Below are 22,428 nucleotides of genomic sequence, written 5' to 3'. Positions count from 1 at the left end.
TGCCCGTTGCGGGCTAAAACGCGGCAGACTAGCGGCGAATCCCCGAGTGTGAAGAGCGGTTGTTGCGGATGAAACCAGTTGATAGGGCGCCCGAATGATCTTCAACGACCGCTCGACCCCGCTCAGCCTCCTCAAGACCCGTCGCTCGGGCAAGCCACGCGACCTGGTGGCACCGGGGCCGGGCCCCGAGCAACTGCGCGAGATGGCGGCGATCGCGGCGCGCACGCCCGACCACGGCAAGCTCGCACCGTGGCGCTTCGTGATCGTGCCCGACGCGCTGCGGGGCACGCTCGCGGAGAGGCTGGTCGCGATCCAGCGCGCCGAGAAGCCGGACGCTACGGCGCGCGACGAAGAGGCGACGGTGCAGTTCGTCATGCAGGCGCCGGCGCTGGTGGTGGTGCTCTCGGCGCCGCACGAGGAGCACAAGATTCCGCTATGGGAACAGCAGCTCTCGGCAGGGGCGGCGTGCATGAACCTGCTCCACGCCGCGCATGCGATGGGGTTCGCGGGCGGCTGGCTGACCGGCTGGGCAGCCTATTCGGATGCGGTGCGCGACTTGTTCGGCGCCGCGCCGCAGCGGATCGCGGGGTTCGTCTTCATCGGCACGCCCGGGCGCCCACTGGAGGAGCGGCCGCGCGGCGAACTGTCCGAAATCGTACACGAGTGGAGTCACGGGGCTGGACCCACTGGCTGATTGGTGTATTATCGCACCATGACAGCGCTCGAGCATGAAGACAGCCCCGTTTACCTGAAGCTGCGCGCCAGCATCGCAGCGGCGATCCTGCGCGGCGAATACAAGGCCGGGGACCAGCTTCCCTCGGTCCGCGCGCTCGCTGCCGAGCATGGCGCCAACCCGCTCACCGTCGCCAAGGCCTATCAGAGCTTTCAGGACGACGGCTATGTCGAGGTGCGCCGCGGCGTGGGCATGTTCGTGCTGCCCGGCGCGGTCGAACGGCTGCGGCTGGCCGAACGCGAGCGTTTCCTCACCGGATATTGGCCGCGGGTGAAGGAGCATATCGCGCTGCTCGGGCTGGACGCGCGCGAGCTACTGGACCGCGAGCTGGCCTGAGTCCGATGGGCGTGGGGAACGACACGCCGAAGGGTAGCTGGTTGCGCTCGCTGGGTGGCTGGCTGCTGATACTCGCGGGCATTTTCGCCTTTCAGACCGTCGCCGCCAAGCCCTTCTACATTCCCTCCGGCTCGATGATGCCGGCGCTGATCAAGGGCGATCGGCTGGTCGTCAGCAAATATCCCTATGGCTGGTCCTATGCCTCGCTGGCGCTCCACGGCAGCAGCGTGGTGCCGGGCCGGCTGCTCGCGCGGCTGCCCGAGCGCGGCGACATCGTCACGGTGGCGCGGCGCGGCGACGGGGCGGACCTGATCAAGCGGGTGATCGGGCTGCCGGGCGACACGGTGGAAGTGCGAAACAGCCGGCTGGTGCTCAACGGCAAGGCCGTGCCGCGCGTGGCGAACGGAACGGCGATGCTGCCGGTGGACGCCAATCTGCCGTGCGACGACGCGGTCGTCGTGCGGTTCCGCCGGCCAGGGCCGGACGGCAAGCTCTACTGCCAGCTGCCGCTGTTCCGCGAGACGCTGCCGGGTGGGGCGAGCTACGACACGGTCGACCTAGGCAACACGATCCTCGGCGGCGGCTATGTGAGTCCGGGGGACAATTTCGGGCCGGTACGGGTGCCCGAGGGACATGTGTTCCTGATGGGCGACAACCGCGACCAGTCGGCCGACAGCCGCTTCGGACTCGACGAGAAGGGGCTGGGCGGGCCCGTGCCGTTCGAGACGATCGGCGGGCGGGCGGAGATCATCACCCACTCGTACGATGGCAGCGCTTCCTGGCTCAACCCGGTGAGCTGGATGACGGCGCTACGCGGTGGACGCGCGGGCGAAGGGCTGCGGCCCGAGCATTCCGACGTCAGGCGGTGAAGGCCGCGGCATCGATCGAATAGAGCATGTCCGCGCTCGCCATTGCCGATGCGCGGAGGCCCAGCGCCTCGGGGACGATCTGGGCGACGTAGAAGCGGGCTGCGGCCTGCTTCATCCGGAGGAAGGCGGGATCGCCTTCGCTGCCGGCGGCGACGCGGCCCTGGTCCTCCATCAGCCAGCCGCATACCGCGACCGAGAGCATGGTGAGGAAGGGGTAGCTGCCGGCGAGCTTGTCGTCGGTATCGGCGCCGAGCAGGTAGCGGCCGACTTCCTCGCAGGTGTCGACGAGCTGGAGCAGCACCGGGTCTTCGGCATCGCCGCGCATCTCCGCCAGGAGCGCGAGCAAGGTCGCGCCATTGTCCATGCCGAGCTTGCGGCCGACGAGATCGGCGGCCTGGATGCCGTTGGTGCCTTCGTAGATCGGCGTGATCCGCGCGTCGCGGAAATGCTGGGCGGCGCCGGTCTCCTCGATATAGCCCATCCCGCCATGCACCTGGATGCCCAGGCTCGCGACTTCGTTGCCCAGATCGGTGCCGTGCGCCTTGGCGAGCGGAGTCAGCAGCTCGACGCGCTTCTCGGCAGCGACGTCGCCCGCGCGGGCGCGGTCGAGCTGGCCGAAGGCGTAATGGACGAGCGCGCGTGCGGCCTGGGTCTGCGCTTTCATCCGCAGCAGCATGCGGCGGACGTCGGGATGCTCGACGATCGCCGCGGGCGCGCCGGCGCGGGTGCCCTGGATGCGTTCGCGGGCGTAGGCGACTGCGCGCTGGGTGGCGCGCTCGGCGACCTGGACACCCTGCAGGCCGACGTTGAGCCGGGCGTTGTTCATCATCGTGAACATCGCGCGCATCCCCGCGCCCTCGGCACCGACGAGCTCGCCGATGCAATCGTCATGATCGCCGAACGAGAGCACGCAGGTGGGCGAGGCGTGGAGCCCCATCTTGTGCTCGATCGAGACGGTGCGGACGTCGTTGAACGCGCCCGGCGTGCCGTCTTCGTTCAGCCGGTATTTGGGGACGAGGAAGAGCGAGATGCCCTTGGTGCCCGCGGGCGCGCCGGGCGTGCGGGCGAGGACGAGATGGATGATGTTCCCGGCCATGTCGTGATCGCCGAACGAGATGAAGATCTTGGTGCCCTTGATCTTCCACTTGCCGTCGCCGGCCGGTTCGGCGCGGGTCTTGAGCGCGCCGACGTCCGAGCCGGCTTGCGGCTCGGTGAGGTTCATCGTGCCGGTCCATTCGCCGGTCGACAGCTTCGGAAGATAGAGCGCCTGCTGCTCGGGGTTGCCATGATGGATCAGTGCCTCGACTGCGCCGACCGTGAGGATGGGCGCGAGCGCGAAACCCATGTTGGCGGTGCCGAGCGTCTCGAGCACGGCCGCCGTGAGGCTCACCGGCAGCCCCTGGCCGCCGAACTCGGCGGGCGAGCCGATCGTGCCCCAGCCGCCCTCGACATAGGCGCGGTACGCATCGGCGAAGCCCGCGGGCATCTTCACGCCCTGCTCGGTCCACTTCGGGCCGTCGGTATCGCCGAGGCGGTCGAGCGGCGCCCATTCGCCCGCGGCGAACTGGCCCACGCCTTCGAGCACTGCGCCGGCCATTTCGGCGGCCTCTTCGCCCAGATCGGCGAGGCGGACGACATGATCGAGCACGAAGCGCTGCTCGGCGGTGGCGGGAGTGAACATGGCATCCTCTCTTGTGGCTCGCTTGCCGGGCGTATAGCCCCGCCGAAGTGAGCCCGACAAATCCACGGATATTACCCTACGGCGAGGCCGCGATCGCGGATGCCGCGCACATGATTCGTGCGGGCGGATGCGTCGCGGTACCCACCGAAACCGTCTACGGGCTCGCTGCCGATGCCACCGATTCGCGCGCGGTAGCGGGCATATACGCGGCCAAGGGACGGCCGAGCTTCAACCCGTTGATCGTGCACGTCCCCGACCTTGCCGCCGCCGAGCGGATCGCAGTGTTCGACGATGCCGCGCGCGATCTCGCCCGGCGGTTCTGGCCGGGACCGCTGACCCTGGTGCTGCCGGTGCGGCCCGAGGCCGGGATATCGTCGCTGGTGACCGCGGGACTCGACACGATCGCGCTCCGGGTGCCCGACCACCGCGCGATGCAGGCACTGCTCGATGCGGCCGGGCTGCCGCTCGCGGCCCCGTCGGCCAACGCCAGCGGGTCGATCAGCCCGACGCGCGCGGAGCATGTCGCGAAGAGCCTTGGCGGAAGGATTCCGCTGGTGATCGATGACGGGCCGACGCCGGCGGGGATCGAGTCCACGATCGTGTTCGGGCGTGAGGTGCTGCGACCCGGGCCGCTCAGCGAAGCCGATCTGTTCCCCGGCGACGGCCGTGGCCCAGCATCGGATCGATCGGCAACTGGGCCCAGGCCTTCGCCGGGGAGCGTCAAAGTCACTGCCCCCGGGCAGCTCGAAAGCCATTATGCGCCTGCCAAGCCGCTGCGGCTGGACGCTGCCGAGCGCCGGGCAGGCGAGTGGCTGATCGGGTTCGGTGCGCTGGGAGGAGACGACAATCTCTCCCCGGGCGGAGACCTGGTTCAGGCTGCCGCCAATCTCTTCGATGCGCTCCACCGTGCCGACGCATCGTCGGCGCCTGCCATCGCCGTCGCGTCGATCCCAGAGAGGGGCATCGGGGCCGCCATCAACGACCGCCTCCGCCGTGCCGCGCACCCACGCGGATAACCCCGATTTACTGTCGCGTGGGAAAGCGTAGTCTAGCCTTCTCAGTACGACGCGTAACAATCGGAGAAACAATCGCGGGAGTGGGCAAGATGACCAACATGCAGCGTGGACTTGCGGAGTTTATCGGGACCTTCTGGCTGGTGTTCGGCGGCTGCGGCAGCGCCGTGCTGGCCGCGGCTTTTCCGGACGTGGGCATCGGCCTGCTCGGCGTTTCGCTCGCCTTCGGTCTCACCGTTCTCACCATGGCCTATTCGATCGGCCATATCTCCGGCTGCCACCTCAATCCCGCGGTGACCGTGGGGCTGTGGGCGGGCGGGCGCTTCGCCGCCAGGGACATACCGCTCTATGTGATCGCCCAGGTGCTGGGCGCGATCGTGGCGGTGCTGGTGCTGCGCTACATCGCGAGCGGCGCCGAAGGCTATGCAGGCGGGCTCGCGTCCAACGGCTTCGGCGAGCATTCCCCCGGCGGCTATGCGATGGGCGCCGGGCTGGTGATCGAAGTCGTGCTGACCTTCGGCTTCCTGCTCGTGATCATGGGATCGACCGATGCGCGCGCGCCCGTGGGCTTCGCACCGATCGCGATCGGACTGGCGCTCACGCTGATCCACCTGATCAGCATCCCGGTGACCAACACTTCGGTAAACCCGGCGCGCAGCACCGGCCCGGCGCTGATCGAAGGCGGGATCGCGCTCCAGCAGCTCTGGCTGTTCTGGGTCGCGCCGATCGTCGGCGGCGTGCTGGGCGGGATCGTCTACAAGGCGATGGGCGCCGAAGCGGCCAAGCGTCCCCCGGTGGAGGGTGCTCCGTTGCCTGCGGAGTGAGTGTATCAACCCTCTCCCGCTCGCGGGAGAGGGTGGTCGACCCCGGCGAAAGCCGGGGGAAGGCCGGGTGAGGGTGTGACATAGCCGTCAGTCCCTGCCGCCCTCACGCACCCTCACCCTCCCACCGCCGTAGGCGGTGGGGCCCTCCCTCTCCCGCAAGCGGGAGAGGGCCTGGGTCTAGGCCGCAGCACCTTCCCGGGTGCGATTGGCGAAGCTCTTGCGGAGTTTCCGGAGCTTGGGCGGGATCACCGCCAGGCAATAGGGGTTCCGCTGGCCTTCGCCCTGCCAATATTCCTGGTGATAGTCCTCTGCCGGCCACCAATCGCCGAGCGTCTCGATGGTCGTCACGATCGGCTGGGGCCAGTCGGGCCGGGCGCGTTCGATCGCCGCATAGGCTTCGGCTTCCTGCTCGGCGGAATGCGGGAAGATTGCCGAGCGATATTGCGTGCCGATGTCGTTGCCCTGCCGATTGAGCTGAGTCGGATCGTGCGTCGCCAGGAAGATGTCGAGCAGCTCGCCATAGCTGATCTGATCGGTGTCGAAGGCGATGCGGATCGCCTCGGCATGGCCGGTGTCGCCCGAGCAGACTTCCTTGTAGGTCGGGTTCGCCTTCGTGCCGCCGATATAGCCGCTCTCGACCGACTGGACGCCGATCACGTCGTTGAACACTGCTTCGGTGCACCAGAAGCAGCCGCCTGCGAGCGTCGCGGTTTCGATCGTCATCAAAATCTCCTCACTTCGTCGCCCGAAGATAGGGAGGCCATGGCGCGCTGCAAACGGGGCGTATAGTGCTGCACCCGCGAAATGGAGGGTGAAGAATGCGCAACGGTACGGTGCTGGTGACGGGTGGGGCGGGCTATATCGGGAGCCATGCGGTGCTGGCGCTGCTCGATGCGGGCTGGAAGGTGGTCGTCGTCGACAATCTCGTGACCGGTTTCGACTGGGCGGTGGACAAGCGCGCGAAGCTGGTGGTCGCGAGCATCGAGGACGAAGCGACCGTCCGGCAGGTGATGCGCGACGAGGACGTGATCGCCGTGATGCACTTCGCGGGATCGGTGGTGGTGCCGGAATCGGTGAGCGATCCGCTCAAATATTACCGCAACAACACCGTCGCGAGCCGTTCGCTGATCGAAAGCGCGGTGGCCGCGGGCGTGAAGCATTTCATCTTCTCCTCGACTGCCGCGACCTATGGCATCCCCGAGAAGGTGCCGATTTCGGAGGACACGCCCAAGGCGCCGATCAATCCCTATGGCATGTCCAAGCTGATGACCGAGATCATGCTCAAGGACGTCGCGGCGGCGCATCCGCTCAACTATTGCGCGCTGCGCTATTTCAACGTCGCGGGCGCGGACCCGCAGGGGCGCAGCGGCCAATCGACTGCGGGCGCGACGCATCTGATCAAGATCGCGGCCGAAGCGGCGACGGGCAAGCGCGGCCATGTCTCGGTGTTCGGCACCGATTTCGCGACCACCGACGGCACCGGGGTGCGCGACTATATCCATGTCACCGATCTTGCCGCCGCGCATGTCGACGCGCTCGACCTGCTGATCGCGCGGCCCGAGGAGAGCCACACGATGAACTGCGGCTATGGCCGTGGCTTCTCGGTGCTCCAGGTGCTCGACGCGGTCGACCGAGTGACCAACATGAAGATCGAGCGCCGGATGGAAGGCCGCCGCGCAGGCGATCCCGACGCGCTGGTGGCCGACAACAGCAAGATCCTGGCGACGCTGCCGTGGCGGCCGAAGCACGACGATCTGGAGGGGATCGTCAAGGACGCGCTGGCGTGGGAACGCGCGCTCGCCGAGAGGCGGGGCTGAGCCCGTTCAACGGGAGTTTCAGCGCCTGCGGAACAGGCGTAGCTCGATTCCCCACCAGAGCAGTGCCCAGCAGCTGCCGAAGGCCCAGCCGGCGAGCACGTCGCTGGGCCAGTGGACGCCGAGATAAACCCGACTGACTCCGATCAGCCCGACGAGCAGCATCGCCACCGCAAGCACGAAGCCGCGCATCCGCCAGCCGCGGACCACGGGGAAAATCAGCGTCGCCAGCGTAAGGTACACGATCGCGCTGTTGGCCGCGTGTCCGCTGGGGAAGCTGTGCGACGCCTCTTCCATCAGCCGCTCGATCAGGTCGGGACGCGAGCGGGCGATGAGCGCCTTGACCAGCGTCACCGCGAGCGCGCCGAGAGTGGTCGCGGCCAGGACGAACAGCGCCGAACGGAAGCGGCGGCGAAGCGCAAGGAAGCTGGCCGTTACCAGCACGACGAGCGTCAACACCGTCGTGCTGCCGAGCGCCGTCACGTCGCGCACCGCAGAGGGAAGCCAGTGCGGGCCCAACGGCTGCTCGGGATGGCCGGGGGCGCGCATCGCGAGGATGATCGCGCGGTCGAGCTCGGCCGCATCGCCATCCATTATCTCGTGCCCGAACCAGACCACGCCCAGCAGCAGGAGCGCCACCGCGCCGAGCATCACGATCGGCCAGGGAACCCGGCTGGACGCCGTCCTTTCGGGCTTGAGCGTGGAGGCGGGTTCGGGCGGCGGGTTTTGCATGCCCCCTATTACCGCCTGCGGATCAGATCTCCACGCGCAGCGTCGCGCGGATGTCGCGGCCGGCGAGCGGGGCATAGTCCTTGAGCACGCTGGTGTGGCGGCGCGCCTCGACGTCGAAGATGTTGTTCGCCGAGAGCATCAGGCTGGTGTTCGAGCGGTTGCCCCACGGTTTCCAGGCGATCGATGCGTTGACCAGGGTGAAGCCGTCGGTGGGCGTCTCGAACGCGGCGATGCGGTCCTGCTCGAAGCTGTGCTCGACCTCGACACGGCCGGTCAGCGAATCCGATTGCGCCTCGAGACCGCCGAGCAGGCGGAGCGGCGGGATGCGCGGCGCGGGGCCTTCGTCCACCACTTCGGCATGGACATAGTCGGCGAGCGCATCGGCGTTGATCGCGAAGCCGCCGACCGTTCCCAGCCGTGCCGAGCCTTCGATCTCGAAGCCATAGTAGCGCGCATCGGCCTGGTTGTACTGGAACACCGGCAGATCGTCCTCGATCTCGCCGGTGGGCGCGTCGTAGATATAGTCGCTGAACCAGTTGTAATAGGCTGCGGCCGAAAGGCTCCAGCCTTCGCCCGTGCCCTTGAGCGTCGCCTCGACGCCCCATGCCTTTTCGGTGGTGAAATCGGGGTTGCCGATCTCGAACGCCTGGGTGCCGGCGTGTGGGCCGTTGGCGAACAGCTCCTCCTGGGTCGGCGCGCGCTCGCTGCGCGAGAGGTTCACGCCGAAGCGCAGCTGGTCGGCGAGCGCATAGCTCGCGCCGAGCGAGGCGGAGAGGCTGTCGAAATTCCGGTCGAGCAGCGGGTTGCCGATATCCTCGTCGGCCTGGGCGCGGAGCGAATTATGTTCGTAGCGCAGCGCCGCTTCGGCCTTGAGCGCGCCGAAATCGAGCGACTGGAGCGTGAACAGCCCATATTGGCTGCTCTCGGTGCGCGGCAGGAACTTCTCTTCGCCGATGATGCGCGTGTTGCGCGTGGCGAATTGCGCGCCGGTCACGCCTTCCCATTCGCCATGGGTTTCCTGGACCAGTTCCAGCCGGCCCTCGAAGCCCTGGCTGTAGAAAGTGGTGCCGACCTCACCGGTGTCCTCGATCTCGCTGTGCTGATAATCGGCCGCGGCGAGCCGCATGCGGATCTGGTGGATGCCCGCGGTTTCGGTGAGGATGTCGCCGCGGACGTCGAAGCGAGTCTGCTTGGCGTGGAGCTGCACTGCCTCCGCTTCGACCGAGGGATCGAGCGAATAGCGGATCGGCACGCCGTAGAGGCTGTCGTAGCGCGAGACCGAGAAGCCGAGGCTGCCGCGTTCGTCGACGATCGCGGCGCCGCCGGCTACGTCCCAGGTGCGCGCGCCGGTGTTGGGGACTTCGCCCTTCAGGTCGGCGAGTTCCTGGATCCCGGGGTCGGCGCTCGCCGCCGCCTGCGCGCGCAATTCGGGAGTCAGGACATAGCCGCCGCTGCGCGTGTCGCCGGTCTTGGTATAGCTGCCGTCGGCGTGGACGACGAGTTTGCCCGCCACCGGGATATCGGCGACGCCCGATACCGAGCGCTCGTCCGCGGCGGTGCCATAAGTAGCGAGCCCGTCGAAATGGAGCGGGCTCTCCGCCATGTGGCGCGGGATGCGGCTGTCGATCACGTTGACCACGCCGCCGATCGACGAGGGGCTGAACAGCAGGGCCGCGGGGCCGCGCAGCACTTCGATGCGGTCTGCAGTGAGCGGGTTGATGATCGCGGCGTGATCGGCCGAGGTGTTCGACACATCGATGCTGCCGACGCCGTCGATCAGCAGCCGCGCGCGATCGCCGGTGAAGCCGCGCAGCACCGGGCGCGAGGCATTGGGGCCGAAGGAAGTGGCGGAGACGCCGGGCTGCGAGGCGAGCGTCTCGCCGATCGTGGTGCGACGCTCGCGGGCCAACTCCTCATTGGTGAGCACTGCGGTGCCGCCGAGCACATCGGCGGTGGCGCGGGCGCGCGTGCCGGTGATGACGACTTCCTGCGCGGGCTGGTCGTGGTCCTGCTGCGGCTTCGTGGGGCTGGCCGGCGCATCGGGAGCGGGGGCCTTCTCTTCGGCATGGGCGGGGAAGGCGAGCAGTGCGGCGGAGGCAAGCAGGAAGGTACGCAGCATGGACGATCCAGACATATGGAGAGGCATTGCTGCGCTGCAGTAGCCGGGATGTTATATGGTATCAAGATGCGTTTGCCGGCTTTGCGGCATGTTGCGCAGGCCGGTGCGCGCCGCATTCTTTGGCCGGTCAGCTCCGGAGCAGGAATTCGATCGGGGCGCTGAACTCGATCCGGTCTCCGGCGACTTCGTCGGGCGCCTTCGGATAGGGCACCGCGCGCGACAGCATCGCCAGGCCTTCGCGGTCGAGCAGATCGACACCCGAGCTGCTGACGACGCGGCCTTCGAGGAGGCGACCGTCGCGATCGAGGACGAAGCGGACCCGGACGATCCCCTCCTGACGCCGCATCCGCGCATGCCTTGGATAGGTCTGGTGCGCGAGCAGCCAGGCGCGGATGCGCGCGGCATAAGCGCGGCTCTTGCCGTGGGCTGCGCCCGTGCTCGCGCCGTTCGGAGCCGCCTGCGAAGGGAGGCTGGCGGACTGAGCTGCCGGTGCTGCCGGTCTGGCCGGTGCGGGGGCGGGAGCGGCCGGAGCTGGCGCCGGTGCTGCAACGGGGGCGGAGACGGGCATGAGCGCTGGCGTGCGGAGGATCGGCTCGGGCAGCGGAGCGGGGGAGGGTGCGGGTTGCTGCACTTGCTTCGGCGTTGGGGGAAGCGGTTCGGCAATGGCGGGCGCTGGTTCCGCCGGAGTCTCCTCGCCGCTCTCCGCACCGAGGGCGATCAGCGTCATCGCGGGTGCGGGCGTGCGGGTCTCCTCGCGCGCCACGCCGATCAGCGCAAAAGCGGCGACGACGGCCCCGCAGGCTGCGGCCGAAAGCCCGGCGGAGACCGGATCGAGTGCGCGCCGCACCTCGGCCGGCCCTAGAAACCGACCGCCGCGCTGACCTTCAAGGTCCGCCCCTCGGCGGCGAGCGAGGACAGGTGCCGCTGAAAATATTTGTCGAAGACGTTGTCGATCGCGATCCGGAACTCGAAGCCTTGCGCGGCGCCGTGGCGCGGCTTGAACCCGAAGAAGAGATCGTGGACCGAATAGCCCGGAGTCGCGAGCGCGGCATTGGACACCTTGTCCTGATCCTCGGCGAACTCGCCCGACCAGCCGCCCGACAGACCCGTGGCCGGATCGGAATAGCCCAAGGTCAGCCGGTATTCGTTGGCGGGAATGGTGTTGAGATACGCGTCGTTGAGCGTGTCGCGGCCGTCGATGATCGTGGCGCTGCCGCGGGTGTAGAAGCCGCCCAGACCATATTCGGCCTCGACCTCCACGCCCTCGAACCGCGCCTCGCCGACGTTGACGAAATAGGGGGAAGTGGCGGTGCCGCGCGTGATCAGGTCACGCACATTGTTGCGGAACGCGGTGGTCTTGAGTCGCAGCTTGTCGGCGTGCGCGGCGAGCCCGTCGAACGCTAGGGTGAAGCCCAGCTCATAATTGTCGGACTTCTCGGGCTTGAGATCGAGATTGGCGTTGTTGGCGGTGTTGCTGGTGCGGCTGTAGAGTTCGTCGAGCACCGGCATGCGCACCGTGTGCGCGATCGAGCCGAACAGCGAGAACCAGTCGGTGAACGCATAGCTTGCCGCGAGCTTGGGCGAGACGCCGCTGTTGCTCACGGGTGCCGTGCCGGGGATCGTGACTTCTTCGCCGCCCACGAGCGCCTTGCCCGGCGCCAGCTCGGACCAGTCGGCGCGCACGCCGGGGATGATCGTCAACCTGTCCGACCAGAGGATCTCCGCCTGGGCGAAGATGCCGTATTTGGTCATGTCGCCTTCGGGGTGTGTTGCCGCGCCCGGAGTTATGACGCCGGTGGTTGCGCTCTTGCGCGGGTTGCGCCGTTCCTGCTCGCTCCACTGGCCGCCGAGGATCAGGATCGTCGTCCAGTCGCCGCCCATGTCGAAGCGCGAGCTGTTCTGAAGGCGCGCCTGCTTGGTAGCATAGGAGAATTCGGAATATTCGAGGTTGCCGAGGAAAGCCGTCTCGGTCTGGTGGACGTTCGAATCGGCCCAGGAGAACTGCGCCTCGACGTCGAACCATTTGCTGCCGTTGAAATCGTTGACATAGCCGACGACCGCGGTCTGGTCGTGGACCTTGCGGCGCACCGGCGTGGCCGCGAAGGCTTCGGCCTGGTCGTAGATCTGGGTGCTGTCGCTGATCCAGTCCTGGTAGGATGCCCAGAAGGCGTGGTTGCGGTTGCCGCCGATCGCGACGCGGCCCTTGACCAGCCAACTGTCCGAGAGCGCATCTGAGGGGATCACCTCGTCGCCGTTGCCGTCCGTGTAATGGCCTGCGCGGCGATAATTGTAGCTGCCCAGCAGTTCGACGCCTTCGGCCGGTTCGGCCGCGACGATGCCGGAGAGGAGATGGGCTTCGGCGTTGGTTTCGGTTCCCGCCTTGAGCCGCACCGCGATCGGATCGCCGTCGCGCAAGAAGTCCGAGGCGTCCTTGGTAGTGAAGTTGACGACACCTGCCAGCACGCCGGCGCCGTAGAGCGTCGAGGAGGCGGGGCCGCGCAGCACCTCGACGCGCTTGTAGAGCTCGGGCTCGCCGAAGAAGGCGCCCATCCGGTACTGCTCGAAGAATTTGGTGACGCCGTCGACTGCCATCAGGATCCGGCTGTCCGAATCGGCGAGGCCGGTGCCGAGGCCGCGGATGTTGAACCCCTGACCGAGCGCGCTGACCCCGCCCTGTACGCTGATGCCGGGCATCGTCTCGAGGAGCTCGCCGACCGTGGTCGCCTGCGCCTCGTCGATATCTTCTTGGTCAAGAGTAGTGACTGCCTGGGGCGTGTCGATCGCGACCTTCTCGGCGCCCGCCGAGACGATGAGCCGGTCGAGCGTCAGCTCGGTTTCGGCTGGCGCGGGCTCCGCCTGGCCCGTCTCCTGGGCATGGGCGACCGCCGGCAGCGCCAGCAGTATCGCAGTGCCGGCGCGCAGCAGCGCCTTCGGAAGCATCGTCATCGTATCGAACCCCTTTGCTCGGTTTTGGACCCCGCCCCGTCGCATAGCGGCTGAAATTGATATTGCAAGTGAGTCGCAATAGCTATAGTTGACCGGCAACCAAAAGGGGATCGAAAATGCAAATTCGAAGGATGATACGGCTCGGCATGCTCGGCGGACTGCTTGCGATCGGGGGCGCGGCGCAGGCGCACATGCCCTATCTGCTCCCGAGCCTGTTCGACGCGGGGAGGACCGATCATGTGACGGTGCAGGCATCGTTCGGCGAGGATGCGTTCCAGCCCGAGGTCGCGATGCGCGACGCGCCGTTCCACTTCGTCGGGCCCGACGGCGCGCGCGGGGAGATCGGCACGGTGACCTATCTTCGCGACCTCTCCATCTTCGAGGCCGATCTCAAGGCGCAGGGCACCTATCGCCTCACGACCGGACAGCGGCTCGGCCGCAAGGGCAAGATGTACCAGGTCGACGGCCGCTGGGTGATGGGGGGCGAGGGCGGCGCGCCGCCGGCAGGCAGGCAACCGGTCGAGGTCCAGAGCGTGACGCTGGCCGAGGCCTATGTCACGCGGGGCCAGCCCACCACGGCCGCGCTCAAGCCGGCGGGTCAGGCGCTGGAGATCCAGCCGGTGACGCATCCCAATGCGATCACCAGCGGATCGGACGCGGGCTTCGTGCTGCTGTTCGACGGCAAGCCGCTTGCCGACACCGAAGTGACGCTGTTCCGCGCCGCCGGCAACTACGACGGCCGCAAGGTGGCCGGTCAGGTGCGCACCGACGCTACGGGCCGCTTCACGCTGCGGCCGACCGACGCGGGCATCTACCTGATCCTCGCGCGGCATCGGACCGAGGCTCCCGCGGGGAGCCAGACCCCCTATCGCAGCTACACCTACACGCTTGCATTCGACGCCGCCTGAGCGGCTTACCAGCCAGGAGATTTGCCATGAACTTTCGCCATCTGCTCGCCGCGGGCGTGATCGCCGCCGGCTTCACCGCGCTTCCCGCCGCCGCCCAGCACGCGGGCGACGCCTTCATCGCCGCGTTCGATTCGAACGGTGACGGCAGCCTGACCCGCGCCGAATATGACGCGGCGCGCGCGGCGCGCTTCAAGGCCACCGACGCGGACGGCGACGGTGCGTTCTCCGAGGAGGAATATGTCGCCGAATTCACCGCGCGGTTCGAGCAGCAGCTCGCCAAGTCGGACCGCAGCGCGGAGAAGAAGGCAGAGGAACGCCAGCGCCAGATCCGTCAGACGCACGTTCGCTTCGGCGTGCTCGACACCAACAAGGACAGCCGGATCGGCCGCGACGAATATGACCGCGTCGCCGAACGCTCCTTCGCCGAGCAGGACGCCGACAAGAACGGAATCGTGGCCGCAAACGACGTTGCGGCGACCACTGCCAAGCGGACAGCCGCGCGCGCGGAATAAGGAAGCACGCGATGTACCGCTTTCTCGATCGGCCGATGCATGCGCTAGACGGCACCTGCCGGCTGCTCGTCTGGGCGATGCGGACCTGGGTGGCGGCCGCGCACGGCGGCCGCTGCGCATGCGCCCGGCTCGCCCCGGCATTCGCCGCCGCCGGGATCGAGCCCGCGCTGCGCGACTTCGGCTTCGCGATGCACCTGCTCAACTGCGAAGGCACCGGGCAGCTGCGCTTCCGCCCGCCCGATTGCCATGCGGTGGGGGACGACGAAGCGCGGGTGCTCGCGCTGTTCGCCGCGGCGATCGGCGGCATGCCCGAGCTCGACGGGATGGCGGCGCAACTGGTGCGCGCACCTTATGCACTTGCATTGCAGCGCGCTCTAAACGAATTGGCTGCGGCTTTGTGGAATGCGCCGGTCCCCGACGACTTCCCGATCAACTGGACGAGAGACTCCCTTTCATGAACATGCACGCGCCCTCCCCGGCGCTGATCCCCGAGCACTCGAGCTTCGCCACCTGCCAGGTTCGCTGGGTGAAGCATTGGAACGAGCATCTGTTCAGCTTCGCGATCGAGCGCCCTGCGAGCTTCCGCTTCCGCTCGGGCGAGTTCGTGATGATCGGGCTGCCCGTCGACGGCAAGCCGCTGATGCGCGCCTATTCGATCGCGAGCCCCGAATGGGCCGAGGAGCTCGAGTTCCTCTCGATCAAGGTGCCCGACGGCCCGCTCACTTCGCGGCTGCAGATGATCAAGCCCGACGACCAGCTCTATCTGTCGCGCAAGCCGACCGGCACGCTGGTGGCCGATGCGCTGCTGCCGGGTAAGCGGCTGTTCCTGCTCTCGACGGGCACGGGCCTCGCGCCCTTCCTCAGCATCATCCGCGATCCGGACATCTATGAGAGGTTCGGGCAGATCGTGCTGGTGCACGGCACGCGCCGCGTGAGCGATCTCGCCTATCACGATCTACTCACCTCGCAGCTTTCGGGCGATCCGCTGGTGGGCGATCAGGCGCTGCTCCAGTTCCACTATATCCCCACCTGCACGCGCGAGCCCTTCCGCACCCAGGGGCGGATCGGCGCGCTGATGGAAGACGGCACGCTCTTCCGCCCGCCGCTGGGCGGTGCGCGCGAGTTCGATCCCGAGACCGACCGGGTGATGATGTGCGGCAGCACGCCGATGATCCGCGAGCTCGCGACGCTGCTCGACGCGCGCGGGTTCGAGGAAGGCGCGAACTCGGCGCCCGGCCATTATGTGCTGGAGCGCGCGTTCGTCGGCTGAGTTTTGCCATCTTCCGGCTTCGCGCTAAGCCGCGCCTGGTGCGCAATACGGCGGGGCCCGGCGATGATCCTGAGACATGGTGCGGCGGCGCTCTGCTGCGTTGCGGCGATTCCCGCGGCTGCCCAGGCGCCGGCGATCTCCGCGATTGACCGCGTCTGGTCGGCGCATCCGGTCCAGTTCGGACTCGCGGCCGACGAGCGGCAGATCGTGGTTGCCTATTACGGCGCCGAGCGGCAGCTTACCGTCGCGTCGCGTTCGCGCACCAAGGGGGCTGCGTGGCGCTACCGGAAGCTGCCGAGCCGGACGGGGTGGGACAGCCACAATTATCTCGCCGTCGCGATAGACCGCGCTGGGCAGATCCATGTGACCGGCAACATGCACAATGATCCGCTGGTCTATTTCCGGAGCGAGATTCCCGGTGATGTGCGCTCGATGCGCGCCGTGCCCGAACTCGCGAACCCGGCGCTGGAAAGGCGGATGACCTACCCGCTGTTCCTCCGTACGCGCGAGGGGCGGCTGGCGCTCAAATATCGCGACGGCGGTAGCGGCAACGGCAACGAGATCTACAATGTCTACGACGAGGCGACGGGCAAATGGGCGCCGCTGCTCGCGACGCCGCTCGCCGACGGAGAAGGCAAGCGGAACGCCTATTTCGTCGGGCCGGTGCCGGGGCCGGACGGCCGCTTCCACTTGACCTGGGTCTGGCGCGAGACGCCCGACGCGGCGACCAACCACGATCTTTCCTATGCCGTGAGCAGCGATCTGGTGCGGTGGGAGCGATCGGACGGAACGCCGATCGAACTGCCCGTCCGGCTCGGCACGTCGGAGATCGTCGATCCGGTGCCGGTGCGCGGTGGCATCATCAACAACAACACGATCATCGGCTTCGACAGCGCCGGCCGAGCGATGATCGCCTATCACAAATATGACTCCGCCGGCCGCATGCAGATGTTCGTCGCGCGGCGCGATGCGGCGGGGTGGCGCGTCGTGCAGGCGAGCGACTGGAAGGATTTCCGCTGGGATTTCGGCGGGGGCGGATCGCTCGACTTCCGGCTCTCGATCGAGAGCGTCGGGGCGTTGGACAACGGCCAGGTGCGGGTGCGGGTCCGCCGCGACGGGGTGCCCCGCGACCTGATCCTCGACGAGCGCACGCTGGCACGGATCGGCGAGCGCCAGGTAGAGCCCGACCCGCGCCTCGCGCGTATCGAGCGGCCCAAGGGCATGCAGCTCAACAGCGTTTCGGCGGGCGATGTCGCGATCGCCTGGGCGACGCTGCCGCCCAACCGCGACATGCCGCGTGCCGATATTCCCCAGCCGACGATCCTTCATTTCATCGAGCAGTGATCGAACCAGGACACCCGCGCGACTCACGTTGAGACAGGCGAGGTGGCCGGGGCGCCTACACAGTTCGCCGCGCCGTGCTAAGGACGGCCGCAATGACGAGCGAAACCGGGCAGGCGCTGAAGTTCGGGATCGGCGCGCACGCTTTCCAGCAGGTGCCGCTGAGCCTCGGCGATGCGCTGCGCGGCGCGCTTCCGGAACTGCCGCCGCTCGCGCGCGAGGCGTCCGGCTATGCGCTGAGCTCGCTTCCCGAGACGATGGTGGAGGGGGCAGTTGCTGCATCGGGCAAGATGCTGCCTCTCGTCCGCCGGCACGCGGTGCGGCGCTATGTCGATCTCGGGATCGGGTTCGACGCGTGGTTCGACGCGCTGGCGCCCCAGCTTCGCGACGAGCTTCGCGGCAAGGCGCGCAGGATCGCGGGCGAATGCGGCGGCGACCTGGATGTGCGCAGCTTTCGCACGCCCGCCGAGATCGCGACATTCCACGATCACGCGTTGCGGATTTCCCAGCGGAGCTACCGATGGCGCCTGCCGGGCTGGGCGCCGCCCGATACCGCCGAATTCGCGGCCGAGATGCAGAGCCTTGCCGCTGCCGATCAGGTTCGCGCATGGCTGCTCTACGTGGCGGGAGAGCCTGCCGCATTTCTCTATTGCCCCGCGGAGGACGGGAGCGTGGTGCTCGGCCATTCGGGACACGACCCGGCGTTCCGCGACTGGTCGCCCGGCGCGGTACTCCGGCTGGAGGCGCTGCAGGAGCTCTTCGACGAAGGACGGTTCGCGCACCTCGACCTTGGCGAAGGAGTGCGGCGGAACGAACGCGCCCTGGCGACCGGCGAGCTCGAATGCGTCGATCTGCTGCTGCTCCGGCCCAGCCTGGCCGACCGGCTGACCATCGCGGCGCTCGACGGCTTCAGGCGCGCGGTACGCCTGGGGTTCGCGCGGAAGCGAGGGTAGGCGGCCGTGCACCTTCGCGCCGAAGCCATCGTCCTCTCCGTTCGGCAGCACGGCGAGCATGGCGCGGTGGTGCGGGCGCTGACCGAAAGCGACGGAGTGCAGCCCGGTTATGTGCGCGGCGGGCACAGCCGCACGCTCCGGCCGGTGCTCCAGCCTTCGAACCTGGTGCTTGGCGAATGGCGCGCGCGGACCGAGGAGCAGCTCGCGGGGCTCACCGTGGAGCTGATCCACAGCCGCGCGCCGCTGTTCGGCGAGCCGCTTCCCGCCGCCGCGCTGCAATGGGCGACTGCGCTGACCGCGGCGACCTTGCCCGACGCGCAGCCTTATCCGCGGCTTCATGCGGCGCTGGACGGGCTGCTCGCGGCGATCGAGGCCGCGCCCGCGGCGCGTGGCTGGGCAGTGGCACTGGTGCGCTACGAGCTGCTGCTGCTCGCCGAGCTGGGCTTCGGGCTCGATCTCGAACGCTGCGCCGTGACGGAGAGCGGTGATGATCTTGCCTATGTCAGCCCCAAGAGCGGGATCGCGGTCAGCCGAGCGGGCGCGCTGGGCTATGAGGCACGGCTGCTGCCGCTGCCGGCGTTCCTCACTCTCGGCGGCGCTGCCGAATGGGACGACATATTGGGCGGGCTACGGCTCACCGGCCATTTCCTGGAGCGCGACCTGCTGATCGGCAAGGGCGCCGAACTGCTCGCGGCGCGCGCGCGGCTGGTCGACCGGCTCAAGCGGGCGGTTGCGTGACGGGGCAACCGCGGGCAAAGCGTCTTTCTCCGTTCGCGCTGAGCTTGTCGAAGCGCCGTCCTTCATTCGAGGTTCGGTGCGAAAGAAGACGGGCCTTCGACAAGCTCAGGCCGAACGGGTCCTAACTGGAAAGAATCGAATGCCGCTGATTGCAGTTCTGCCCGGCGACGGGATCGGGCCCGAAGTCACCACCCAGGCGCGCCGGGTGCTGGAAGCGCTGAACCTGGATCTTCAGTTCGAGGAAGCTCCCGTCGGTGGTGCCGGCTATCTCGCGCATGGCCGGCCGCTGCCCGATTCGACGCTGGCGCTCGCCAAGCGCGCCGACGCTGTGCTGTTCGGCGCGATCGGCGATCCGCGCTTCGACGCGCTCGAGCGGCGGCTGCGCCCCGAGGCGGCGCTGCTCGGCATCCGACGCGAGCTGGGGCTGTTCGCCAACATCCGCCCCGCGACGCTGCTTCCGGGCATGGAAGGTGCCTCGTCGCTCAAGCCGGAGGTGGTGCAGGGGCTCGACATCGTCATCGTCCGCGAACTGACCGGCGACGTCTATTTCGGCGAGAAGGGGCGGCGCACCAATGTCGAGGGGCTGCGCCAGGGCTTCGACCTGATGAGCTACAACGAGGCCGAGGTCGAGCGGATCGCCCGCGTCGGCTTCGAGATGGCGCGGCGGCGCAAGCACAAGCTCTGCTCGGTCGACAAGGCGAACGTGCTCGAGACCTCGCAGCTGTGGCGCGACGTGGTGAACGACATCGCCACCGAATATCCCGACGTGCACCTGACCCATATGTACGTCGATAACGCCGCGATGCAGCTCGTGCGGGCGCCGACCGAGTTCGACGTGATCGTCACCGGCAACCTTTTCGGCGACATCCTTTCGGACCAGGCGAGCATGTGCGCAGGGTCGATCGGGCTGCTGCCTTCGGCCTCGCTGCGCGCGTGGAGCGGCGACAACGGCATGTACGAGCCGATCCACGGCAGCGCGCCCGACATCGCCGGTCAGGGCAAGGCCAATCCCTGCGCGGCGATCCTCTCGGCGGCGCTGCTGCTGCGCCACTCGCTTTCGAACGAGGAAGCGGCGCAGCGCGTGGAGAAGGCCGTGCGGGCCGCGCTGGCGAACGGGGCGCGGACAGCCGATCTGGGCGGCAGCCTCTCGACCGAGGAAATGGGCGACGCGGTGCTGCGGGAGCTTCGGTGAACGACCGCCTGCTCGAGCTCGCGGTCGTCATTCCGACCTTCAACGAGCGCGGCAATGTGCCCGTGCTCGTGGCGAAGCTCGATCAGGTGCTCCAGGGCCGCAACTGGGAAGCCATCTTCGTCGACGACGACAGCCCGGACGGCACCGCCCAGGCAGCACGCGAGCTGGCGCGGGTCGATCCGCGCGTGCGTGTGATCCAGCGCATCGGGAGGCGCGGGCTTTCCTCCGCATGTGTGGAGGGCATGTGTGCCACTGCCGCGCCCTTCGTCGCGGTGATCGACGGCGACTTGCAGCACGACGAGACGCTGCTGCCCCGGATGCTCGATGCGCTCGAAGGAGATGCGAAGCTCGACCTGGTGGTGGGGTCGCGTTTCATGGAAGGCGGCGGCACCGGCGACTGGGACCGCGACCGTGTCGCCAAATCGGCACTCGCCACGCGCCTCGCGCGCCACGTGCTCAAGGCCGAGCTCAGCGACCCGATGAGCGGCTTCTTCATGATCCGCACCGAGATCGTCCGCGCTCTGGTGCCGCGGCTCTCGGCGATCGGCTTCAAGATCCTGCTCGACATCATGACGGCCTCGCCGCGCCCGCTGGTGTTCGCCGAGCTTCCCTATGTCTTCCGCGTGCGGACCGAGGGCGAGAGCAAGCTCGATCACGTCGTGGCGATGGAATATCTGATCGCGCTGTACGACCGGATGTTCGGAAAGGTCGTGCCGGTGCGGTTCGCGATGTTCTCGGCGATCGGGGCGCTGGGGGCGGGCGTGCATTTCGCCGTGCTGGGGCTGCTCTTCGGGCCTGCGCGCCTGAGCTTCGTGGCGGCCACGGTCGTTGCGACGCTGGCGGCGATGACCTTCAACTTCTTCCTCAACAACGCGCTCACCTATCGCGAGCGGCGGCTCAAGGGCTTTCGCCAGCTGCTCGACGGCTGGGTGAGCTTCTGCATCGTCTGCTCGGTGGGGGCCGTCGCGAACGTGGGCGTCGCGGCGTTCCTCCACGACGCGCGGCACGGCGACTGGCGGATCTCGGCGCTGGCGGGGATCGTCGTCGCGGCGGTGTGGAACTTCGCGCTTTCGTCGCGCTTCACCTGGGGGCGGTACAAGTAAAGGTTAGCGCCAGCTGCTGAACCACATCCAATAGTTGAAACCCTGCGAGGCCTGGAGCGGCGAGGCCGCGAGGATCGGGTAGAAATAGACGAAGGCCACCAGCGCGAGCGCGGTGAACCATTCCTCCCACCCCTTGTTGCGTCCGCGATCGAAGTGATCGAACGCGACCGCGAGCACCGCGCACAGGAAGATGCCGGAGAGGTGGTAATAATAATAGAACCCCAGTGATTTGGGGATCACGATATAGATGCCGAGCGATGCGGCCCAGAGCAGCGCCATCGCCAGCGGGCGGATCGCCCTGGTTCGGAACCAGGCCCAGAAACAGGCCAGCACGCCCACCAGACCTGCCCACATGATCACCGGATTGCCGATCAGCAGCACGCCGCGCTGGGCGCCATTGTCCCACTCGTAGAAATACCAGATCGGCCGGATCAGCAGCGGCCAGCTCCACCAGTCGGACTCGTAATTGTGGCGGGCGAGCACCTGCGTCTGCGCGGCGTACATCTCGGCCTGGAGGCGGAACAGGCCGGGGAGATCGATCGGGCCGATCGCGTAGAAGAATGCGGGCAGGAAGGTGACGAAATAAGTGACGATGCTCACCGCGCCGAGCAGCAGCAGGCCCGGGATGGCGGGCAGGCCGGGCCAGTGGGGCTGGTCCTTGCCTGCCAGCGCATGCGCGAGCGGTTTCTTCGCCAGCCGCGCGTCGCGCACGCGGATCACGAGGAAGGCGAGGCCCGCCAGCGCGACATAGGGGATCGCCGCCCATTTGGTGCCGACCGCGAGCCCCAGCAGCACGCCCGCGCCGATCCAGCGCGCGAGCACCTGCCGCGGGCTTCCGTGCATCGCCCAGAGCATCAGCACCATTGCCCAGATCAGGAAGGCGCCGAGAAAGATGTCGAGCATCGCGGTGCGCGCCTGGACGAACACGCTCTGGTTGAGTGCGACGAGCACGGCGCCGACCAGCGCGGGACGCATCCGTCCGCCCATCAGCAGCCAGAGCAGCGCGAAGACGCCGAGCACCGTCGCAGTGCCCGCAAGCGTCGCGAAGGCGCGCCAGCCGAAGGGATTGTCGCCGAAGATCGCCATGCCCGCGGCGATCAGCTCCTTGCCGACCAGCGGATGCTCGATGTTGCGGGGGGCCGAGAGATCGAGCAGCGCCTGCGCGGCCGGCACGTAATGGACCTCGTCGAACATGATCCGGCTCGGCTGGTCCAGGTGGATCGTGAAGAGCAGCTGGGCGGCGATTCCCAACAGCAGCGCGACGAGATAGGGGCGGGTGCGAAGGGCCTTGAGGCGATCGAGCATGGCCTTCCGATAAACGATCATTTCGCCGACGTCATGCCG

At 68.0% G+C, this 22,428-nt stretch carries 22 protein-coding genes; 15 read left to right on the top strand and 7 right to left on the bottom strand.

Annotated elements, in window-relative coordinates; all coding sequences use genetic code 11:
* The first annotated feature begins 94 nt into the window (after positions 1-94).
* From ACMGDH_RS14270 to lepB, 3 genes are read left to right on the top strand one after another with little or no spacing between them, the layout of a single operon-like run.
* Positions 95-694 (top strand): nitroreductase family protein, encoded by a 600-nt coding sequence (locus ACMGDH_RS14270; RefSeq protein ID WP_436828624.1) that lies wholly within the window; start codon positions 95-97, stop codon positions 692-694.
* 18 nt (positions 695-712) lie between these two features.
* A complete protein-coding gene (locus ACMGDH_RS14265; protein WP_436828641.1) occupies positions 713-1,069 on the top strand; it encodes a GntR family transcriptional regulator in 357 nt (118 codons plus the stop codon).
* Between the two features lie 5 nt (positions 1,070-1,074).
* Positions 1,075-1,938 (top strand): signal peptidase I, encoded by an 864-nt coding sequence (gene lepB / locus ACMGDH_RS14260; protein ID WP_436828623.1) that lies wholly within the window; start codon positions 1,075-1,077, stop codon positions 1,936-1,938.
* On the opposite strand, the gene ACMGDH_RS14255 is transcribed toward lepB, so the two are convergent.
* Entirely contained in the window at positions 1,928-3,619 is a 1,692-nt protein-coding gene (locus ACMGDH_RS14255) for an acyl-CoA dehydrogenase family protein (RefSeq protein WP_436828622.1), read from the bottom strand. The two genes, lepB and ACMGDH_RS14255, sit on opposite strands and share 11 nt — an antisense overlap.
* A gap of 110 nt (positions 3,620-3,729) precedes the next feature.
* On the opposite strand from ACMGDH_RS14255, the gene ACMGDH_RS14250 reads away from it, so the two are divergent.
* Both ACMGDH_RS14250 and aqpZ read left to right on the top strand, forming a co-directional pair.
* Positions 3,730-4,635 (top strand): L-threonylcarbamoyladenylate synthase, encoded by a 906-nt coding sequence (locus ACMGDH_RS14250; RefSeq protein WP_436828621.1) that lies wholly within the window; start codon positions 3,730-3,732, stop codon positions 4,633-4,635.
* Between the two features lie 89 nt (positions 4,636-4,724).
* Positions 4,725-5,456 (top strand): aquaporin Z, encoded by a 732-nt coding sequence (aqpZ, locus tag ACMGDH_RS14245; protein WP_436828620.1) that lies wholly within the window; start codon positions 4,725-4,727, stop codon positions 5,454-5,456.
* A gap of 177 nt (positions 5,457-5,633) precedes the next feature.
* Here aqpZ and msrA read toward each other — a convergent pair whose 3' ends face one another.
* A complete protein-coding gene (msrA, locus tag ACMGDH_RS14240; RefSeq protein WP_436828619.1) occupies positions 5,634-6,179 on the bottom strand; it encodes a peptide-methionine (S)-S-oxide reductase MsrA in 546 nt (181 codons plus the stop codon).
* A gap of 95 nt (positions 6,180-6,274) precedes the next feature.
* On the opposite strand from msrA, the gene galE reads away from it, so the two are divergent.
* The gene (gene galE, locus ACMGDH_RS14235) at positions 6,275-7,273 is read left to right on the top strand and encodes a UDP-glucose 4-epimerase GalE (protein WP_436828618.1); all 999 of its coding nucleotides are present in this window, start codon (positions 6,275-6,277) and stop codon (positions 7,271-7,273) included.
* Positions 7,274-7,291: 18 nt separating this feature from the next.
* On the opposite strand, the gene ACMGDH_RS14230 is transcribed toward galE, so the two are convergent.
* From ACMGDH_RS14230 to ACMGDH_RS14215, 4 genes are all read right to left on the bottom strand, one after another.
* Positions 7,292-8,002 carry a phosphatase PAP2 family protein gene (locus tag ACMGDH_RS14230; RefSeq protein ID WP_436828617.1) on the bottom strand — a complete coding sequence of 237 codons (711 nt, stop codon included), beginning with the start codon at positions 8,000-8,002 and terminating at the stop codon, positions 7,292-7,294.
* A 22-nt stretch (positions 8,003-8,024) separates the two neighbouring features.
* A complete protein-coding gene (locus tag ACMGDH_RS14225; RefSeq protein WP_436828616.1) occupies positions 8,025-10,136 on the bottom strand; it encodes a TonB-dependent receptor in 2,112 nt (703 codons plus the stop codon).
* Positions 10,137-10,248: 112 nt separating this feature from the next.
* Positions 10,249-10,968 carry an energy transducer TonB gene (locus ACMGDH_RS14220; RefSeq protein WP_436828615.1) on the bottom strand — a complete coding sequence of 240 codons (720 nt, stop codon included), beginning with the start codon at positions 10,966-10,968 and terminating at the stop codon, positions 10,249-10,251.
* An 11-nt stretch (positions 10,969-10,979) separates the two neighbouring features.
* Entirely contained in the window at positions 10,980-13,067 is a 2,088-nt protein-coding gene (locus tag ACMGDH_RS14215) for a TonB-dependent receptor domain-containing protein (protein ID WP_436828614.1), read from the bottom strand.
* A gap of 116 nt (positions 13,068-13,183) precedes the next feature.
* Between ACMGDH_RS14215 and ACMGDH_RS14210 the strand changes: the two genes are divergently transcribed.
* The 9 genes from ACMGDH_RS14210 (at position 13,184) to ACMGDH_RS14170 (ending at position 21,084) form a co-directional block, all read left to right on the top strand.
* Complete coding sequence (locus tag ACMGDH_RS14210; RefSeq protein ID WP_436828613.1) at positions 13,184-13,975, top strand: DUF4198 domain-containing protein; 792 nt, start codon at positions 13,184-13,186, stop codon at positions 13,973-13,975.
* A 26-nt stretch (positions 13,976-14,001) separates the two neighbouring features.
* A complete protein-coding gene (locus tag ACMGDH_RS14205; RefSeq protein ID WP_436828612.1) occupies positions 14,002-14,487 on the top strand; it encodes an EF-hand domain-containing protein in 486 nt (161 codons plus the stop codon).
* Between the two features lie 11 nt (positions 14,488-14,498).
* Positions 14,499-14,945: a hypothetical protein gene (locus ACMGDH_RS14200; RefSeq protein ID WP_436828611.1), complete on the top strand. Its 447-nt coding sequence runs from the start codon at positions 14,499-14,501 to the stop codon at positions 14,943-14,945.
* Positions 14,942-15,757, top strand: coding sequence for a ferredoxin--NADP reductase (locus ACMGDH_RS14195; RefSeq protein WP_436828610.1), 816 nt, complete (start codon positions 14,942-14,944; stop codon positions 15,755-15,757). The genes ACMGDH_RS14200 and ACMGDH_RS14195 overlap by 4 nt, the downstream gene beginning before the upstream one ends.
* Before the next feature lie 63 nt (positions 15,758-15,820).
* Complete coding sequence (locus tag ACMGDH_RS14190) at positions 15,821-17,101, top strand: BNR repeat-containing protein (protein WP_436828609.1); 1,281 nt, start codon at positions 15,821-15,823, stop codon at positions 17,099-17,101.
* A 92-nt stretch (positions 17,102-17,193) separates the two neighbouring features.
* Positions 17,194-18,051, top strand: coding sequence for a GNAT family N-acetyltransferase (locus tag ACMGDH_RS14185; RefSeq protein WP_436828608.1), 858 nt, complete (start codon positions 17,194-17,196; stop codon positions 18,049-18,051).
* A 6-nt stretch (positions 18,052-18,057) separates the two neighbouring features.
* The gene (gene recO / locus ACMGDH_RS14180; protein WP_436828607.1) at positions 18,058-18,789 is read left to right on the top strand and encodes a DNA repair protein RecO; all 732 of its coding nucleotides are present in this window, start codon (positions 18,058-18,060) and stop codon (positions 18,787-18,789) included.
* 139 nt (positions 18,790-18,928) lie between these two features.
* A complete protein-coding gene (gene leuB, locus ACMGDH_RS14175; RefSeq protein WP_436828606.1) occupies positions 18,929-19,981 on the top strand; it encodes a 3-isopropylmalate dehydrogenase in 1,053 nt (350 codons plus the stop codon).
* Positions 19,978-21,084 (top strand): glycosyltransferase family 2 protein, encoded by a 1,107-nt coding sequence (locus ACMGDH_RS14170; protein WP_436828605.1) that lies wholly within the window; start codon positions 19,978-19,980, stop codon positions 21,082-21,084. Before leuB ends, ACMGDH_RS14170 begins: the two co-directional genes overlap by 4 nt.
* A 3-nt stretch (positions 21,085-21,087) precedes the next feature.
* On the opposite strand, the gene ACMGDH_RS14165 is transcribed toward ACMGDH_RS14170, so the two are convergent.
* Positions 21,088-22,410, bottom strand: coding sequence for a glycosyltransferase family 39 protein (locus tag ACMGDH_RS14165; protein WP_436828604.1), 1,323 nt, complete (start codon positions 22,408-22,410; stop codon positions 21,088-21,090).
* Positions 22,411-22,428 lie beyond the last annotated feature (18 nt).

Origin of the sequence: Sphingomonas radicis (assembly GCF_051400635.1) — a bacterium.
Lineage (GTDB): Bacteria > Pseudomonadota > Alphaproteobacteria > Sphingomonadales > Sphingomonadaceae > Sphingomonas.
This window is presented reverse-complemented; position numbering and strand designations above follow the sequence as displayed.

Excerpts from the sequence above, each read along its gene's own strand:
- ACMGDH_RS14215 (WP_436828614.1), bottom strand. The coding sequence starts at position 13,067 with ATGACGATGCTTCCGAAGGCGCTGCTGCGCGCCGGCACTGCGATACTG.
- galE (WP_436828618.1), top strand. The coding sequence starts at position 6,275 with ATGCGCAACGGTACGGTGCTGGTGACGGGTGGGGCGGGCTATATCGGG.
- leuB (WP_436828606.1), top strand. The coding sequence starts at position 18,929 with ATGCCGCTGATTGCAGTTCTGCCCGGCGACGGGATCGGGCCCGAAGTC.
- msrA (WP_436828619.1), bottom strand. The coding sequence starts at position 6,179 with ATGACGATCGAAACCGCGACGCTCGCAGGCGGCTGCTTCTGGTGCACC.
- aqpZ (WP_436828620.1), top strand. The coding sequence starts at position 4,725 with ATGACCAACATGCAGCGTGGACTTGCGGAGTTTATCGGGACCTTCTGG.
- ACMGDH_RS14265 (WP_436828641.1), top strand. The coding sequence starts at position 713 with ATGACAGCGCTCGAGCATGAAGACAGCCCCGTTTACCTGAAGCTGCGC.
- ACMGDH_RS14190 (WP_436828609.1), top strand. The coding sequence starts at position 15,821 with ATGATCCTGAGACATGGTGCGGCGGCGCTCTGCTGCGTTGCGGCGATT.
- lepB (WP_436828623.1), top strand. The coding sequence starts at position 1,075 with ATGGGCGTGGGGAACGACACGCCGAAGGGTAGCTGGTTGCGCTCGCTG.
- ACMGDH_RS14250 (WP_436828621.1), top strand. The coding sequence starts at position 3,730 with ATGATTCGTGCGGGCGGATGCGTCGCGGTACCCACCGAAACCGTCTAC.
- ACMGDH_RS14270 (WP_436828624.1), top strand. The coding sequence starts at position 95 with ATGATCTTCAACGACCGCTCGACCCCGCTCAGCCTCCTCAAGACCCGT.
- ACMGDH_RS14255 (WP_436828622.1), bottom strand. The coding sequence starts at position 3,619 with ATGTTCACTCCCGCCACCGCCGAGCAGCGCTTCGTGCTCGATCATGTC.
- ACMGDH_RS14210 (WP_436828613.1), top strand. The coding sequence starts at position 13,184 with ATGCAAATTCGAAGGATGATACGGCTCGGCATGCTCGGCGGACTGCTT.
- ACMGDH_RS14165 (WP_436828604.1), bottom strand. The coding sequence starts at position 22,410 with ATGATCGTTTATCGGAAGGCCATGCTCGATCGCCTCAAGGCCCTTCGC.
- ACMGDH_RS14230 (WP_436828617.1), bottom strand. The coding sequence starts at position 8,002 with ATGCAAAACCCGCCGCCCGAACCCGCCTCCACGCTCAAGCCCGAAAGG.
- ACMGDH_RS14185 (WP_436828608.1), top strand. The coding sequence starts at position 17,194 with ATGACGAGCGAAACCGGGCAGGCGCTGAAGTTCGGGATCGGCGCGCAC.
- ACMGDH_RS14225 (WP_436828616.1), bottom strand. The coding sequence starts at position 10,136 with ATGTCTGGATCGTCCATGCTGCGTACCTTCCTGCTTGCCTCCGCCGCA.
- ACMGDH_RS14200 (WP_436828611.1), top strand. The coding sequence starts at position 14,499 with ATGTACCGCTTTCTCGATCGGCCGATGCATGCGCTAGACGGCACCTGC.
- ACMGDH_RS14205 (WP_436828612.1), top strand. The coding sequence starts at position 14,002 with ATGAACTTTCGCCATCTGCTCGCCGCGGGCGTGATCGCCGCCGGCTTC.
- ACMGDH_RS14195 (WP_436828610.1), top strand. The coding sequence starts at position 14,942 with ATGAACATGCACGCGCCCTCCCCGGCGCTGATCCCCGAGCACTCGAGC.